Consider the following 15,394-nt stretch of genomic DNA (forward strand, 5'->3'; position numbering starts at 1 on the left):
ACACGCTCGCCCCGTCCCAGGACCCCAAGCGCACCGCCAATGGCCTCGCCCAGACCCCGCCCATGGGCTGGAACAGCTGGAACAAGTTCGCCTGCAACGTGAACGAGGATGTGATCCGCCGGACGGCGGATGCGATGGCCTCCAACGGGATGAAGGCGGCGGGATATGAATATATCGTCATCGACGATTGCTGGCACGGCGCGCGCGACGCCAATGGCTTCATCACCGAGGATCGCCAGCGCTTTCCCGGCGGGCTGAAGGCGCTGGGCGACTATATCCATGCCAAGGGGCTGAAGTTCGGCATCTATTCGGATGCGGGCACCAAGACCTGTGGCGGGCGTCCGGGCAGCCAGGGGCATGAATATCAGGACGCGCTGAAATTTGCGCGCTGGGGCGTCGACTATCTGAAATATGACTGGTGCTCGACGGGCGTGCGCAATGCCGAGGAAGCCTATGCGACCATGGCCGATGCGCTGCGCGCGACGGGGCGGCCGATCCTGTTCTCGCTATGCGAATGGGGCCATTCGCGGCCCTGGCTATGGGGTGCGAAGATCGGCAATATGTGGCGCACCACCGGCGACATCACCGACAAATGGGAAGGCAAGCACGGCTATAGCTGGGGCGTGGCGTCGATCGTCGACATGAACGAGCCGCTCTGGCCCTTTGCCGGGCCGGGGCACTGGAACGATCCCGACATGCTGGAGGTCGGCAATGGCGGATTGAGCGACACCGAATATCGCGCGCATTTCTCGCTCTGGGCGATGATGGCCGCGCCGTTGATCGCGGGCAACGGACGTCGCGGCCATGACGCCCGCGACCCGCGACATCCTGCTGAACCGCGACGTCATCGCGGTCGATCAGGACCCGCTGGGCGCGCAGGGCCACCGGGTGGCGCGCGACGGCCAGCGCGAGGTCTGGGTCAAGCCCATGGCCGATGGCGGCCGCGCCCTGCTGTTCTGGAACCGGGGCGAGACCCCCGCGCGGATCGGGGCGGACTGGACGCAACTCGGCCTGCCCGCCACAACCCGCCTGCGCGCGCGCGACCTGTGGACGCACAAGGATCTGGGCCGTCTGTCCCGCCGCTACGAGGCGGAGGTGGCGCCGCACGGCGTGGCGATGATCCGCCTCCAACCCTGAAGCGGAGATGGGCGCGAGCGGTCAGAGGCCCGCGCCGCCCCCGCCGGGTGTCTCGATGACGATCCGGTCCCCCGCCTGGAGCTCGACCTGATCGACGCCGGGCAGGGCGTGCCTGGTGCCGTCCGCCTGGACCAGCCATTGTCGGCCCACGGCTCCGGCACCGCCACCCGCCAGGCCGAAGGGCGCGACGATCCGGCGCGAGGCGACGATGGTGGCGGTCATCGGCTCCAGCGCGGTGATCTCGCGAATGGCCCCGTCGCCGCCGCGATGGTGACCGCTGCCCCCCGATCCCCGGCGGATGTCGAACCGGTCGAGTCGGACGGGATAGCGGAGTTCCAGTATCTCGGGATCGGTGATCCGCGTGTTCGTCATATGGCTGTGCACCGCCGATGCGCCGTCAAAGCCCGGCCCGGCACCGGTTCCGCCGCAGATCGTCTCGTAATATTGATAGCGGTCGTTGCCGAACAGGAAGTTGTTCATCGTCCCCTGCGACGCGGCGCAAGCCCCCAGCGCGCCGAGCAGGGCGTTGCAGACCGCTTGGCTCACCTCGGTATTGCCCGCCACCACCGCGCTGCCGGGCGGGGGCGACAGGAAGCTGCCCGCCGGGATGATGATGGTCAGCGGCGCCAGGCATCCCTCGTTCAGCGGCAGGTCCTCGCCGATCAGGCAGCGAAAGGCATAGAGCACGACCGCGCGGGTGACCGCCGGGGGCGCGTTGAAATTGCCGGGGCGGGCAGGGCCGGTGCCGGTGAAGTCGATCGTCGCCGCCCGCGCCGCCCGGTCGACCGTGACCCGCACCGCCAGCGGCGTGCCGTCGTCCATCGCATAGGCGAAGGCCCCGTCCTCCAGCCGCGACAGGACACGGCGGATGCTTTCCTCCGCCTGGTCCATGACATGCCCCATATAGGCGTGCACCATCGGCCAGCCGCTGGCGGCGATCAGCGCGTTCAGCTCGGCGATGCCGGTCGCGTTGGCGGCGAGCTGCGCCTTGATGTCGGCGACATTGGTGTCCGGGCTGCGCGCGGGATAGCGCGCCCCGGCCAGCAGCTCGCGAAACGCCGCCTCACGCAGCGTGCCGCCATCGACCAGCAGGAAGTCGTCGATCACCACGCCCTCTTCCTCCAGCGTGCGCGACAGCGGCGGGGTCGATCCGGGGGTCAGCCCACCGATATCGGCATGATGGCCGCGATTGGCGACGAAGAAGCGGATATGCTCGCCCGCCTCGTCGAAGACGGGGGCGATCACCGTCACGTCGGGCAGGTGGGTGCCGCCGTTGAACGGGTTGTTGAGCGCGACGACATCGCCGGGCTTGAGCGTGGCGGACCGGCTGGCGATGACGGCGCGGACGCTTTCGCCCATCGCGCCCAGATGGACGGGGACGTGCGGCGCGTTGGCGACCAGCCGTCCCTGGCCGTCGAAGAGCGCGCAGGAGAAGTCGAGCCGCTCCTTCATGTTCACGCTGCGCGAGGTGTTGCGCAGGACGACGCCCATGCGCTCGGCGATGCCCATGAAGCGGGTGTTGAACAGTTCGAGCTGCACCGGATCGACCAGGCGCGGGTCGGGGGCGCTACGCGTGTCCGATGCGTCATGCGCGAGCAGCAGTTCGCCGCCGTCGCCGACGCGCAGCGTCCAGCCCGGCTCGACCATCGTCGTCGCGATCGCCTCGCGGATCAGCGCGGGGCCTGCGATGCGGTCGCCGGGTCTCAGCGTGGCGCGGTCATGGACGGGGGTCGCGTGCTCCGCACCGTTCGTCCAGACCGACACATGCGAAAGCGGCGGCGGCAGCGGACCCTCGCGCGGCGGGAGCGGCGGGGGCGTCACCGGCTCGCCGGGCAGGATCGCCTCGACCATCACGCTTTCGACGACCAGTTCGGCGTTCGGGCTGACGAAGCCGAAGCGCGCCCGGTGCGCCGCCTCGAACGCGGCGTGCATGGCGTCGTCCTCGGCCCAGTCGACGGGCAGCGCGGTGTCGGTCCCGGCATAGCGCAGGTGAACGGTGGCGACGCGGCGTGCCCCGGCGCCGACCTCCGCCGCCGCTTCGTCGCCGAGTGCCGCCATGATGGCGTCCAGCGGCGTGCCCAGCGGCCGCTCGACCGATCGTTGACGGATCGCCACCCGGTCGGCCAGTCCCATGCCATAGGCCGACAGCACGCCCGCTAGCGGATGGATCAGCACCGTGCGCATCCCCAGCACCTCGGCGACGCGGCAGGCATGTTGCCCACCGGCCCCGCCGAAACATTGCAGCGCGAAGCCGGTCACGTCCTCGCCGCGCTCCAGCGCGACACGCTTGATGGCCGCCGCCATATGCGCGACGGCCACCTCCAGGAATCCCTCCGCCACGGCGCGGGGATCGGCCATGCCCATCTCCGCCGCCAGCTCGGCAAAGGCGCGGCGGGGTGCCTCCATGTCGAGCGGCTGGTCGCCGTTCGGGCCGAAGACCGCGGGGAAATGCGCGGGCTGGATCTTGCCGACCAGCACATTGGCGTCGGTCACGGTCAGCGGGCCGCCGCGCCGATAGCAGGCGGGGCCGGGATGGGCGCCCGCGCTGTCCGGGCCGACGCGGAACCGCGATCCGTCATAATGCAGGATCGATCCGCCGCCCGCCGCGACCGTGTCGATCGCCATCATCGGCACGCGCATCTCGACGCCCGCGACCTCGGCATCGAGCACCCGCTCGAACCGCCCGGCATAGAGCGCGACGTCGGTGGAGGTGCCCCCCATGTCGAAGCCGATCACCCGGTCGATCCCCGCCGCCTGCGCGGTGCGCGCGGCGGCGACGACGCCTCCGGCCGGGCCCGACAGGATCGCGTCCTTGCCCTGAAAGGCGCGCGCATCGGCCAGCCCGCCGCTGGACTGCATGAAGTGGAGCGGGATCGGCCCCAACGCGCCCGCCACCCGATCGACATAGCGACGCAGCACGGGCGACAGATAGGCATCGACCACCGCCGTCCGCCCGCGCGCGACCAGGCCGATCATCGGGCTGACGACATGGCTGGCAGAAATCTGGGTGAAGCCCGCCGCGCGCGCCAGCGCGGCGACGCGCGCTTCGGTGTCGCCATGCGCCCAGCCATGGGTGAGCGCGATCGCCACCGCCTCGAAACCCTCCGCGCGTTTCGCCGCCAGCTGCGCGGCGGTTTCCTCCTCGTCCAGCGGTAGGACCACCATGCCGTCGGCGTCGATCCGGCCGCCAATCTCGATCACCCCGTCATAGAGCGGGGCGGGGCGGCGAACGGCGAGGTCGAACAGGCGCGGGCGGGTCTGGTCGCCGATGACGAGCAGATTGGCAAAGCCCCGGTCGACCACCAGCAGCGTCCGCGCACCTTTGCGTTCCAGCAGCGCATTGGTCGCGACGGTCGTCCCCATCTTGACCTCGGCGATGCGATCGGCGGGCAGGGGCGCGTCGTCCGCGAGCCCCAGGATCGTGCGGATGCCCGCGATAGCCGCATCGGCATAACGTTCGGGCGCCTCGCTCAACAGCTTGGCGGTGGTCAGCGTTCCGTCGGGGGCGCGGGCGACCACGTCGGTAAAGGTGCCGCCACGATCGATCCAGAACGACCAGCCTGCCATCGCGCCACCTCCATGAGAAATTGTCGACGAATCGTCGATAAACTATCGGCGATGGATTGACAGCCCATAGAAACGCCGCAACCCTGATCGCGCAGGAGGCGGCATGACCAACGACAAGCGGGCGATCGTATCTTCGGCGCATCTGGCCGATGGCGCGGCCCCGGCGCTGTCCGAGCTGGAGTTCAGCCTGACGCTGGCCGCCGCCGCCTATCAACGCTGGATCGTGCGCTGCGCGGCGGCGGCGGGACTGGCGCTGGCACCGCTGGAGGTGCTGATCCTGCACACCGTCCGCCACCGCGATCGCGCCAAGCGGATCGCCGACATCGCGCTGGTGCTGGATGTCGAGGACACGCATCTCATCACCTATGCGATCCGCAAGCTGGAACGCGCGGGACTTGTCGCCACCGATCGGTCCGGCAAGGAAAAGCGGATCGCGGCGACCGAGGCGGGCCGCGATTTCTGCCTGCACTATCGCGACATCCGCGAACGCGTGCTGGCCAGCGCCGTCGTCGCCGACGGTCCGGACGGCCAGGCGCTGTCGGAGGCGGCCGACCTGCTGCGCTCGCTGTCGGGCCAGTATAACCAGGCGGCGCGAGCTGCCGCGACGCTTTAGCGAGAGGCCGCCGCCATGCTCGTCCTGTCGGGAATCGCAATCATCATCATCGGCTTCGCGCTGGGCGTGAACCCGTTGCTGGTGGTGACCGTCGCCGCGCTAGCCAGTGCGGCGGCTGCGGGGTTCGGGCCGGTCGCGGTGATCGCAATGATCGGGCGGGCCTTTGTCGATGCGCGGTTCCTGGCGGTCCCGTTCCTGGCGCTGCCGATGATCGGTCTTCTGGAGCGCGCAGGGCTGCGCGAAAAGGCGCGCGACATCGTGCGGGGGTTGCGCCGGGCGACGACCGGGCGGGTGCTGCTCGGTTATCTCGCATTGCGTCAGATCACGGCGGCGCTGGGGCTGGTGTCGCTGGGCGGGCATGTCCAGATGGTCCGGCCGATCGTCGCCCCGATGGCAGAGGGGGCGGAGGAGCGCGACGAGCGCCAGCCGCTCGACCCCGACACGCGCGACCAAATCCGCGCGCATGCCGCCGCCGTCGACAATATCGGCGTGTTCTTCGGCGAGGATGTGTTCATCGCGATCGGATCGATCCTGCTGATCCGCGCGATCCTCGAACAGGACGGCGTGGCGGTCGCACCGCTGGACGTCGCGCTCTGGGCGATCCCGACCGCCGTCGCGGCGTTCCTGATCCACGGCGCGCGCCTGTTGCTGCTCGACCGGCGGTTGCGGCGGCGGGCATGATCGGGCTCGATGCGATCGGGATGGCGGCGGCGACGCTGCCCGCGGCGGTGGCGGCGCATCATGCCTGCGATCGGGGGGCGCCGACGCGCTGGCGCAACGCCGGGTTCTGGGGACTCTTCGCGGCGCTGCTGGGGGTGGGGCCGTGGCTGCCCGATCTGCTCGCCGGGTGTCTCGTCCTCGTGATGGTGGGCCTCGCGACCTGGGGGCTGCGTCCCTCGGCCGTCGCCAGCAGCGACGCGGAGCAGCGCGCCGCCTCCGCGGCGCGACTGGGCCGCCGGCTGTTCGTGCCCGCGCTGATGCTGCCCGCCGTCACGCTGGCGGGGACGCTATCGGTCGGCAAGGGCCGGATCGCGGGTGTGGCGCTGATCGACCCGAAACAGGTGACCCTGGTCGCGCTGGTGGCCGGTTCGATCGTCGCCCTCCTGCTGGCCGTGCGTCTCACCCGGCCGCCGCGCACCGCGCCGGTCGCCGAGGCGCGGCGGCTGGTCGACTCGATCGGCTGGGCGATGGTCTTGCCCCAGATGCTGGCGGCGCTGGGCGGCGTGTTCGCGATGGCGGGCGTGGGCAAGGTCGTTGCGAGCGGCGTCGTGAACATCGTCGCGCTCGACACGCCGCTGGCCGGGACGATCGCCTATTGCGTCGGGATGGCGCTGTTCACGATGGTGCTGGGCAATGCCTTTGCCGCCTTTCCGATCATGACGGCGGGCATCGGCCTGCCGCTGCTGATCCGCCATTTCGGCGGCGATCCGGCGGTGGTCGCGGCGCTGGGCATGTTGTCGGGCTTTTGCGGGACGCTGATGACGCCGATGGCGGCGAACTTCAACCTGGTGCCTGCGGCGGTCCTCGAACTGCGGGACCGGTTCGGGGTGATCCGCGTCCAGTGGCCGACCGCGCTGATGCTGCTGGCGTTCAATATCGCGGTGCTGACGCTCTGCGCCTTTCCTGGAGGATTGCGATGACCCCCATTCGTGCCGCGACATTCGCGCGGATCGCGCTCGGCCATGTCACCCGCGAATATCCGCACAAGGCCGATCATGTGATGACCGGCGAGGACGACCCGTATCGCCCGCGCGCGGTGCATCCGATCTTCTTCGGCAGTTTCGACTGGCATAGTTGCGTCCATGGCTATTGGCTGCTCGCCCGGATCCGGCGGCTGTTCCCCGATCTGGCCGAGGTCGCCGCCATCGACGCGCTGTTCGACGCGGCCTTCACCCCCGAAAAGGTCGCGGCGGAGTGCGCCTATCTCGACCGGCCGAGCGCGCGCGGGTTCGAGCGGCCCTATGGCTGGGCGTGGCTGCTGATGCTCCAGAGCGAGTTGATGGTCGCGGGGCTGGGCCATGCGGACACGCTGCGACCGCTGGCGGAGGCCTTTGCGGCACGATGGCGCGCGCATTTGCCGCTGATGACCTATCCGGTGCGCGCGGGGACGCATGCCAACACCGCCTTCGCGCTGGTGCTCGCCGATCGCTATGCGCGGGTCGCCAACGACCAGGCGATGCGCGGCGCGATGATCGAGCGCGCGCACCACTGGTTCGGCGCGGATCGCCAGGCTCAGGTCTGGGAGCCGAGCGGCGAGGATTTCCTGTCCCCGACGCTGATGGAGGCCATGGCGATGCAGCGCCTGTTGCCCGCCGACGCCTTTGCCGACTGGTTCGCGGCGTTCCTGCCGGGGCTTCCCGATACGCTGGCCACCCCGGCACGCGTCAGCGACCGCAGCGACGGCCGGATCGCGCATCTCGACGGCCTGAACCTCAGCCGCGCCTGGGCGATGCAGGCGCTGGCGGCGACACCGGAGGCCAGGCTGCGCGACGCCCTGCAAGCCGCCGCCGCCGACCACCTCGCCGCGGCGATCGACGAGGTCGCAGGCGACTATATGGGCGAACACTGGCTGGCGAGCTTCGCCATGCTGGCCTGCACGGGCACGGATTGAGGCGGGGGGCCGTGTCTGGTCGGGAGCGATCGACGTGTGAAAAGGTCGCTGATCCGACGGGTGTGGCTCTTCGCCTATCGGCACATGGCTGAACCATACCAAGCGCTATCCAACCTTTGAAAAGGCTGGTGACCCCTACGGGACTCGAACCCGTGTTTTCGCCGTGAGAGGGCGACGTCCTAGACCGCTAGACGAAGGGGCCGTTTGCGGTGGAGGGGCGCAATTAGCGGGGGTGGGGCGGGGCGTCAAGCGGACGGTGTACGGAAACTGTGGATAAGATCGGGGCGGGGAGCCTTGCGGCTTCCCCGCCCCGCATACCGGTCAGGCGGCGGCCTTGCGGCGTTCGGCCATTTCCTCGTTGAGCATCTCAGCCAGCAGGAAGGCCAGCTCCAGGCTCTGGCCCGCATTCAGGCGCGGGTCGCAATGCGTGTGATAGCGGTCGGCCAGCGACTGTTCGGTGACGTCGATCGCGCCGCCGGTGCATTCGGTGACGTTCTGCCCGGTCATCTCGGCATGGATGCCGCCCGCATGCGTGCCCTCGGCGCGGTGGACGGCGAAGAAGCCGCGCACCTCGGCCAGGATACGGTCGAAGGGGCGGGTCTTGTAGCCGGTCGCGGCTTTGACCGTGTTGCCGTGCATCGGGTCGCACGACCAGACGACCGGATGCCCCTCGCGCGTGACGGCGCGGACCAGCCTGGGCAGATGCGCCTCGATCTTGTCATGGCCATAGCGGGTGATGAGCGTCATCCGGCCCGGCACGCGGCCCGGATTGAGCGTGTCGAGCATGCGCAGCAGCGCCTCGGGCTCGAGGCTGGGTCCGCACTTCACGCCGATCGGGTTGTCGATGCCGCGCAGGAACTCGACATGCGCCGAGCCCTCGAAGCGGGTGCGGTCGCCGATCCACAGGAAGTGGGCCGAGGTGTCGTACCAGTCGCCGGTCAGCGAATCCTGCCGGGTCAGCGCCTGCTCATAGGGGAGCAGCAGCGCCTCGTGGCTGGTGTAGAAGCTGGTCTGCGCCAGCTGGGGCACAGAGGCGGGGTCGATGCCGCAGGCCGCCATGAAGTCCAGCGCCTCGCCGATGCGGTCGGCGGTCTCGGCATATTTCTGCGCCCAGGGGCTGCGGCCCATGAAGTCATGGGTCCAGCGATGCACCTGGTGCAGATTGGCATAGCCGCCCTGCGCGAACGCGCGCAGCAGGTTCAGCGTCGCCGCCGACTGGGCATAGGAGCGCAGCATCCGCTGCGGATCGGGTATGCGGGCCTCGGCGGTGAAGGCGATGTCGTTGACATTGTCGCCGCGATAGCTGGGCAGCTCGACCCCGCCGATCACCTCGGTATCGGCCGAGCGCGGCTTGGCGAACTGGCCCGCCATGCGGCCCAGCTTCACCACCGGCAGCTTGGAGGCGAAGGTCAGGACGACCGCCATCTGGAGGATGACGCGGAAGGTGTCGCGGATGTTGTTGGCGCTATGCTCGGCAAAGCTCTCGGCACAGTCGCCGCCCTGGAGCAGGAAACCCCGGCCCGCCGCCACCTCGGCCAGCTCGGCGGTCAGGCTGCGCGCCTCGCCCGCAAAGACCAGCGGGGGATAGGTCGCCAGCGTACGGGTCGCGGCGTCCAGCGCGTTGCGGTCGGGATAGTTGGGAAGCTGGCGGGCTTCGGCGCTCGTCCAGCTGTCGGGGGCCCATTTCGCGGCCATGATATCCTGCTCTTTCGTCTTCTTTGTTGATTTGCCCGCCATGCGCCGAATCGTGGGGATACGCAATGAAGTTGGCGTTTGGGCCCCTCAAGTCGCGCCGATTGTTGCGCATGATACGGCTTTGCGCCGAGCCGTTGGCGGTTGCGGCGGCGGGCTTTGCGGATCGGTGGGGAAGCGGTTAGCAGGGGGGCCATGTCGCGTTCGCTCATCCCATCGGCCGCCATGGTCGCGCTGTCCGCTCTATCGCTGGCCGTGGCGCCGCCCGTGCCGGCCCACGCCGTGTCCACGGTTGCGGTGGAGGCGACGGACGACCGGGCGCTGTTCGATGCGATGCGCGCGGCGGATCTTCGGCTGGCGACGATCGCGTGGCGGCTGGCGACGGCCAATGTCACGCTGTGCCGGGATACGGCGCCGACGCCCGGCCTCGTCATCCATGCGATCGACCAATATGAGCCCGCGCTGCGCAAGGAACTCCCCGCGACCTTCGGGTTCGAGGGGCCGGTCGCGGTCGAGGCGGTGGTGCCAGGCAGCGCGGCGGACAAGGCGGGGATCGCCCCCGACGACACGATCCTGGCGGTCGACGGCCAGCCCCTGGCGGTCGATCCGGCCGGTGCGACGCAGGCCAACAGCGCCACGCGCGACGCCGCCCAGCGCCGGATCGCCGCCGAGCCCGCCGATCGTCCGCTGCGCCTGACCATCCTGCGCCATGGTGAGCGGCGCGACGTGACGGTGGCCGCGCAGCCGGGTTGCCGGTCGCGGTTCGAGATGAGGATCGGCCCCGACCTGACCGCCTCGGCGGACGGGGACATCGTCCAGATCGGATCGCGCTTCTTCGAGCGGTTCGACGACCGGATGATCGCGGTTGTCGTCGCGCATGAATTCTCGCACAACATCCTGCACCATCGCGAGCGGCTGGACGCGGCGGGCGTCAAGCGCGGGTTGCTGTCTGAGTTCGGGCGCAACGGGCGGCTGTTCCGCCAGACCGAGACCGAGGCCGATCTGCTGGGCGCGCACCTCATGCGCAATGCGGGCTATGACCCGCAGGATGCGGTGCGCTTCTGGCGCGAACATGGCGGCGAGGTCGATGGCGGCCTGTTCCGCAGCCGGACCCATCCCTCGTCCTCGGCGCGTGCCGATGCGGTGGCGGCCGAGATCGCCGCGATCCCGACGGGGGCGCCGATTCCCTATCGCCCCGCGCTGATCGACCGGGCGGGGGCGGCGCTGCAATAATCGGTCCGTCGCAAAACCCATTCCCTGTGTAACGGCTTAACCAACTATTTGGAGTCACCGCTTAGGAGTCGGAGGCAATCGGAAGCGAAGGGGCTTTCGACCTGCCAGGATTCGTCATGCTCTCTTCCATGCCCATACCGAAGAAAATCGGTCTGTCCTTCGCCATCGTCGTCCTGTCGGTGCTGGCGATGATGGGGACCTTGTGGTGGGCATTGTCACGGATCGAGGGGACGACGAAAAAAAGCGTCCATGCGCAGACCACCTATACCACCACGCTGGACATGGAGGGCGGCGTCCAGCGCGAGAACAGCCAGATGCGCGGCTTCCTGATCACCGGGGACGAGGCCTATCTGACGCAATATTATACGGCACGGGCCGCCGAGAGGCAGGCGGCGGCGGAGCTGGACAGGGCGCTGGTCGAGGACCCCAGGGCGCGCGCCGAGGTAGCGGCGTCGCATGCCAGGATGGAGGAATGGCGCCGCGACATCGGCGACCCGCTGATCGCGCGCAGCCGGACCGACCGCGAGGGCGCGCAGGCCTGGCTCCGTGCCAATAGCGAGCGGTCGCGGGTCACGGTGATCCTGCAACCCTTGCGTGATCTGCGCGCCCGAAGGGTCGAGATGATGGGGGCGGTCCGCAACGAGCGCAAGATCGTGCTGCGGACGGCGCAATGGAGCCTCGCCATCGGCGGCCTGATCATGATCAGTGTCGCCGTCGCGATGGCCATTTTGTTGTCGCGGGCGCTGGGTCGGCCGATCGTCCGGCTGACCGGGGTGATGGATGCGCTGGCGCGGGGGCGGAACGACATCGCGATTCCCGATGCCGAACGCGGCGACGAACTGGGCAGCATGTCGCGCGCCGTCGTCGTCTTCCGCGACACCGCGGTCGCCAAGGCGCAGGCCGATGCCGAGCAGAACCAGATGGTAAGCCAGATCGGCGAGGCGCTGGAGCAGCTCGCCGGTTCGGACCTGACGGTCAAGCTGAGCGGCTTCCCGCCTTCCTATGCCGCCATCGAGCGCGACTTCAACATGGCGGTGTCGCGGCTGTCGGGCTCGCTGGGCGCGGTGCGGGTCAATGCGGCCGGGATCAGCAGCGGCACGGTGGAGATGAACCAGGCCGCCGACGATCTGGCCCGCCGCGCCGAGCAGCAGGCGGCCAGCATCGAGGAAACCTCGGCCGCGATGAACGAGATCGCCCAGTCGGTCACCGCCGCCGCGGCCAAGGCGCAATCGGCGCAGACGATCGTCCGCAAGGCGAGCAGCGATGTCGGCAACAGCGAGGAGATCGTCCGCCGCACCGTGTCGGCGATCGGCGACATCGAGCGTTCGTCGAGCGAAATCGCCGAGATCATCGCGGTGATCGACGGCCTGGCCTTCCAGACCAATTTGCTCGCGCTGAATGCGGGCGTCGAGGCGGCGCGGGCGGGCGACGCGGGCAAGGGCTTTGCGGTCGTCGCCTCCGAAGTGCGTGCGCTGGCCGAACGCTCGGCGGAGGCGGCGCGCGACATCAGCGCGCGGATCACCACCACGGTCGACCGGGTGCGCAGCGGCGTGGAACTGGCCAACAAGACCGACGATTCGCTGCGCCTGATTGCGACCGGGATGCAGGACATCGCCGGACTGGTCGAATCGATCGCGGGCGGGGCGTCCGAGCAGGCGACCAGCATCCAGCAGGTCAATCTGGCGATCAACGACATGGACGGCGTGACCCAGGCCAATGCCGCCATGGTCGAGGAGGTGACGGCCGCCGTCCGGGCGCTGTCCGCCGAGACCCAGGCGCTGGAGGAGCAGATCGGCCGCTTCCGGATCGAGGGCGGCTTGCCCCAGCCCGCCGCGCCCGTCGTCGCGATCCGGCGGCCGGCGGCGGTATCGCCCGCGCCGCGCCGCATGGCCGCGCCGGTGCCCTCCCAGGGCAATCTGGCGGTCAGGCAGGACGATGACGATTGGAGCAGCTTCTGATCGACGTCCTATCCCGTTGAGCGGTCGATAAAAGGCCCGCCATCCCGGTCGTCGGGGTGGCGGGCCTTTCGCATTCGGAGGAAGGGGCTTGTCACCCCTGTCCGGGCCGGGCAAGCGGCCGCCATGGATATTCCCGCACGCTATGCCGCCTTCATCCAATGGGTCGGCGACGGAACCGGCATGGCCGACAGCCTGCTGCACGTCCATGCGGGCATGGCGGTCCTGTTCCTCGCCCGCATCCTGACCCGCAAGTCGCTGGCGACCCCGATCCCGCTGCTCTGCGTCGCGCTGGCCGAGGCGGGCAACGAGGTCCTCGACCGGCTGCATTACGGGTCGTGGCGCTGGGCCGACACGCTGGGCGACATCGCCAATACGATGTTCTGGCCCACCGTGCTGTTCATCGGCCTGCGCCTGCGGTCACCGCGCGGCGGATATGGCGGCTGGCGCCGGGGATCAGGCGGCCGGTAACACCGGCTTCCAGTCCCAGCCCAGCGGATCGCCGTCCATCACCTCGACCCCGGCGGCGAGCAGCGTGTCGCGGATCGCATCCGACCGGGCAAAGTCCTTCTCCGCCCGCGCCGCGCGCCGCTCGGCCAGCTGTGCCTCGATCCCCGCTTCGTCCAGCGTGGCCGCCTTGGGCCGGGTGCGCAGGTCGGCGCGGGTCAGCGTCGCGAGTTGCAGCCCCAGCGTCGCGTCGAAATCGGCCAGCGCGGCCAGCCGGACGCCGGGCGACAGCTTCTTGTCGGCCAGCATCTCGTCGAGCACGGGCAGCGCGCGCGGCGTCGCGAGATCGTCCGACAGCGCGGCGTCCAGCCGCTCGCGATAGGTCGCCGCATCGCCCTTGGCGGGCGCATCGGCCCGCGTGCGCAGCCCCTCGACCGTCTGGACCAGCCGCTTCAGTCGCACCTGCGCGGCGGCGAGGCCGTCCCAGCCAAACTCCATTTCCGAACGATACTGCGCCTGAAGGCACATCAGCCGATAGGCGAGGGGGTGGAAGCCACGATCGACCAGCGCCTGGAGCGTCAGGAACTCGCCCGAGGACTTGGACATCTTGCCGGTGCGGTCGACCAGGAAGTTGTTGTGCATCCAGATATTGGCGCCGGTCTCGGCGGTGCAGCCATGCGCCTGGTTCTGCGCGATCTCGTTGGGATGGTGGATCTCGCGGTGGTCGATGCCGCCGGTATGGATGTCGAACTGCGCGCCCAGATATTGCTTGCTCATCACCGAGCATTCCAGATGCCAGCCAGGCGCGCCGCGGCCCCAGGGGCTGTCCCATTCCATCTGGCGATTCTCGCCGGGTGCCGAGGCGCGCCAGATGGCGAAGTCGGCCGGATGGCGCTTGCCCGCGACGGGATCGATCCGGCTTTCGCCCTCATCGTCCTGATGGCGGGCTAGGCGGCCATAATCGGGCACCGTCGTCACGTCGAAATACAGCCCGTCGGGCAGGCGATAGCAATGCTTGGTCTCGATCGCCTTGGCGAAGGCGATCATCTGGGGCACGTGATCGGTCGCCAGCGGAAAGCGGGTCGGCTCGGCGATGCCCAGATCCTTCAGATTCTGCTTGAAGGTCCGGGTGTAATGCGCGGCGATCGCCCAGATGTCCTGGCCGCTCTTCTTCGCGGCGGCCTCCATCTTGTCGTCGCCCGCATCGGCGTCGGAGGTCAGGTGGCCGACATCGGTGATGTTGATGATATGGGTCAGCGGCCACCCCTTCCAGCGCAGCACGCGCGCCAGGGTGTCGGTGAAGACATAGGCGCGCAGATTGCCGATATGCGCATAGTTATAGACGGTCGGCCCGCAGGAATAGACGCGGACATTGGCCGGATCGATCGGCCGGAACGTCTCGGGCGCGCGGGTCAGGCTGTTGTAGAGGATCAGCGGATTGGAAAGGTCGGGCGCGGTCATGCGGCCTGCCTTAGCCATGTCGCCTGTCCCCCGAAAGGGGGCCCCGGTCCGACGGGAGTTCGGACCGGGGCAAACGCAGCGACAGGGGAGGCGCCGCGTCATGATGCCGGTCACTCGGGGGAATGAGCCGACATGTCATACAGGGGTGTCCGGTACACGGGGATGAAACCGGACGAACGGCGTGATAGCGGTGGCGACATCACGTCGGCATGGCTGGCACATGACATTATGGTTCATGTCGCCTTGGCGGACGGGGCGAAATCCGCACCGACGGGTTGTATTGGACAGACTCCCCTGCTAGGAGCGCCCAACGATGCGGCTACAGTTGTTCTGTGGCCGCTTTATCCTGTTTTGCCGGAGCAATTCGTTTTTATGCAGATCATCGTTCGCGACAACAATGTGGATCAGGCCCTCCGCGCGCTCAAGAAGAAGCTGCAGCGCGAAGGCGTGTATCGCGAGATGAAGCTCCGTCGCCACTACGAGAAGCCGTCGGAAAAGCGCGCTCGTGAGCGTGCGGCGGCGGTTCGTCGTGCGCGCAAGCTGGAGCGCAAGCGCGCCGAGCGCGACGGCGCCCGGTAATATCCGGCGGATCGTCCCCGCCCCGTCGCTCCGAGCGGCCTGGGGTGGGGAACGGTTCCACCGGCCATCGATTCGCCTGGACGAATCGATTCGCGCTTC

The 15,394-nt window shown here is 69.2% G+C and carries 12 protein-coding genes, 1 tRNA gene and 1 pseudogene; 10 read left to right on the forward strand and 4 right to left on the reverse strand.

Annotation, left to right across the window (positions count from 1 at the left end):
* Window positions 1-62 precede the first annotated feature (62 nt).
* Window positions 63-743 (forward strand): annotated as a pseudogene (locus QE385_RS19900) (glycoside hydrolase family 27 protein); the annotation flags it as partial.
* A 184-nt stretch (window positions 744-927) separates the two neighbouring features.
* Window positions 928-1,137, forward strand: a complete 210-nt coding sequence (locus QE385_RS19905) for a hypothetical protein (RefSeq protein ID WP_373424732.1) — start codon at window positions 928-930, stop codon at window positions 1,135-1,137.
* Between the two features lie 21 nt (window positions 1,138-1,158).
* Here the strand turns inward: QE385_RS19905 and QE385_RS17490 are convergent, their stop codons facing one another.
* On the reverse strand, window positions 1,159-4,704 hold the full coding sequence (locus QE385_RS17490) for a hydantoinase B/oxoprolinase family protein (protein WP_307104030.1): 3,546 nt from the start codon (window positions 4,702-4,704) through the stop codon (window positions 1,159-1,161).
* A gap of 103 nt (window positions 4,705-4,807) precedes the next feature.
* Here QE385_RS17490 and QE385_RS17495 point away from each other — a divergent pair, with 103 nt between their 5' ends.
* Genes QE385_RS17495 through QE385_RS17510 form a run of 4 tightly spaced genes read left to right on the forward strand, consistent with a single transcriptional unit; the run spans window position 4,808 to window position 7,928 of the window.
* On the forward strand, window positions 4,808-5,317 hold the full coding sequence (locus QE385_RS17495; RefSeq protein WP_307104032.1) for a winged helix DNA-binding protein: 510 nt from the start codon (window positions 4,808-4,810) through the stop codon (window positions 5,315-5,317).
* 15 nt (window positions 5,318-5,332) lie between these two features.
* Window positions 5,333-5,998 (forward strand): DUF969 domain-containing protein, encoded by a 666-nt coding sequence (locus tag QE385_RS17500; protein ID WP_307104034.1) that lies wholly within the window; start codon window positions 5,333-5,335, stop codon window positions 5,996-5,998.
* Complete coding sequence (locus QE385_RS17505) at window positions 5,995-6,957, forward strand: DUF979 domain-containing protein (protein ID WP_307104036.1); 963 nt, start codon at window positions 5,995-5,997, stop codon at window positions 6,955-6,957. Before QE385_RS17500 ends, QE385_RS17505 begins: the two co-directional genes overlap by 4 nt.
* Window positions 6,954-7,928, forward strand: a complete 975-nt coding sequence (locus QE385_RS17510) for a DUF2891 domain-containing protein (RefSeq protein ID WP_307104038.1) — start codon at window positions 6,954-6,956, stop codon at window positions 7,926-7,928. Before QE385_RS17505 ends, QE385_RS17510 begins: the two co-directional genes overlap by 4 nt.
* 126 nt (window positions 7,929-8,054) lie before the next feature.
* On the opposite strand, the gene QE385_RS17515 is transcribed toward QE385_RS17510, so the two are convergent.
* Together QE385_RS17515 and QE385_RS17520 are read right to left on the reverse strand one after the other, a co-directional pair.
* A tRNA-Glu gene (locus QE385_RS17515) sits at window positions 8,055-8,130 on the reverse strand.
* A 119-nt stretch (window positions 8,131-8,249) separates the two neighbouring features.
* A complete protein-coding gene (locus QE385_RS17520; protein WP_307104040.1) occupies window positions 8,250-9,623 on the reverse strand; it encodes a class II 3-deoxy-7-phosphoheptulonate synthase in 1,374 nt (457 codons plus the stop codon).
* Between the two features lie 192 nt (window positions 9,624-9,815).
* On the opposite strand from QE385_RS17520, the gene QE385_RS17525 reads away from it, so the two are divergent.
* The 3 genes from QE385_RS17525 (at window position 9,816) to QE385_RS17535 (ending at window position 13,279) form a co-directional block, all read left to right on the forward strand.
* Complete coding sequence (locus tag QE385_RS17525; protein WP_307104042.1) at window positions 9,816-10,853, forward strand: M48 family metallopeptidase; 1,038 nt, start codon at window positions 9,816-9,818, stop codon at window positions 10,851-10,853.
* Between the two features lie 116 nt (window positions 10,854-10,969).
* Window positions 10,970-12,811, forward strand: coding sequence for a methyl-accepting chemotaxis protein (locus QE385_RS17530; RefSeq protein ID WP_307104045.1), 1,842 nt, complete (start codon window positions 10,970-10,972; stop codon window positions 12,809-12,811).
* 123 nt (window positions 12,812-12,934) lie between these two features.
* The gene (locus QE385_RS17535; RefSeq protein ID WP_307104047.1) at window positions 12,935-13,279 is read left to right on the forward strand and encodes a hypothetical protein; all 345 of its coding nucleotides are present in this window, start codon (window positions 12,935-12,937) and stop codon (window positions 13,277-13,279) included.
* On the opposite strand, the gene cysS is transcribed toward QE385_RS17535, so the two are convergent.
* On the reverse strand, window positions 13,265-14,716 hold the full coding sequence (cysS, locus tag QE385_RS17540; protein WP_307104049.1) for a cysteine--tRNA ligase: 1,452 nt from the start codon (window positions 14,714-14,716) through the stop codon (window positions 13,265-13,267). The genes QE385_RS17535 and cysS overlap by 15 nt on opposite strands.
* 372 nt (window positions 14,717-15,088) lie before the next feature.
* On the opposite strand from cysS, the gene rpsU reads away from it, so the two are divergent.
* Window positions 15,089-15,295, forward strand: coding sequence for a 30S ribosomal protein S21 (gene rpsU, locus QE385_RS17545; protein ID WP_007404630.1), 207 nt, complete (start codon window positions 15,089-15,091; stop codon window positions 15,293-15,295).
* Window positions 15,296-15,394: the final 99 nt, after the last annotated feature.

The sequence above is a fragment of the Sphingomonas sp. SORGH_AS_0950 genome (genome assembly GCF_030818415.1).
GTDB lineage: Bacteria > Pseudomonadota > Alphaproteobacteria > Sphingomonadales > Sphingomonadaceae > Sphingomonas.

What these genes read in the sequence shown, in the direction of transcription:
- QE385_RS19905 (WP_373424732.1), top strand. Translation starts at nt 928, where the DNA reads ATGGCCGATGGCGGCCGCGCCCTGCTGTTCTGGAACCGGGGCGAGACC.
- QE385_RS17490 (WP_307104030.1), bottom strand. Translation starts at nt 4,704, where the DNA reads ATGGCAGGCTGGTCGTTCTGGATCGATCGTGGCGGCACCTTTACCGAC.
- QE385_RS17495 (WP_307104032.1), top strand. Translation starts at nt 4,808, where the DNA reads ATGACCAACGACAAGCGGGCGATCGTATCTTCGGCGCATCTGGCCGAT.
- QE385_RS17500 (WP_307104034.1), top strand. Translation starts at nt 5,333, where the DNA reads ATGCTCGTCCTGTCGGGAATCGCAATCATCATCATCGGCTTCGCGCTG.
- QE385_RS17505 (WP_307104036.1), top strand. Translation starts at nt 5,995, where the DNA reads ATGATCGGGCTCGATGCGATCGGGATGGCGGCGGCGACGCTGCCCGCG.
- QE385_RS17510 (WP_307104038.1), top strand. Translation starts at nt 6,954, where the DNA reads ATGACCCCCATTCGTGCCGCGACATTCGCGCGGATCGCGCTCGGCCAT.
- QE385_RS17520 (WP_307104040.1), bottom strand. Translation starts at nt 9,623, where the DNA reads ATGGCCGCGAAATGGGCCCCCGACAGCTGGACGAGCGCCGAAGCCCGC.
- QE385_RS17525 (WP_307104042.1), top strand. Translation starts at nt 9,816, where the DNA reads ATGTCGCGTTCGCTCATCCCATCGGCCGCCATGGTCGCGCTGTCCGCT.
- QE385_RS17530 (WP_307104045.1), top strand. Translation starts at nt 10,970, where the DNA reads ATGCTCTCTTCCATGCCCATACCGAAGAAAATCGGTCTGTCCTTCGCC.
- QE385_RS17535 (WP_307104047.1), top strand. Translation starts at nt 12,935, where the DNA reads ATGGATATTCCCGCACGCTATGCCGCCTTCATCCAATGGGTCGGCGAC.
- cysS (WP_307104049.1), bottom strand. Translation starts at nt 14,716, where the DNA reads ATGACCGCGCCCGACCTTTCCAATCCGCTGATCCTCTACAACAGCCTG.
- rpsU (WP_007404630.1), top strand. Translation starts at nt 15,089, where the DNA reads ATGCAGATCATCGTTCGCGACAACAATGTGGATCAGGCCCTCCGCGCG.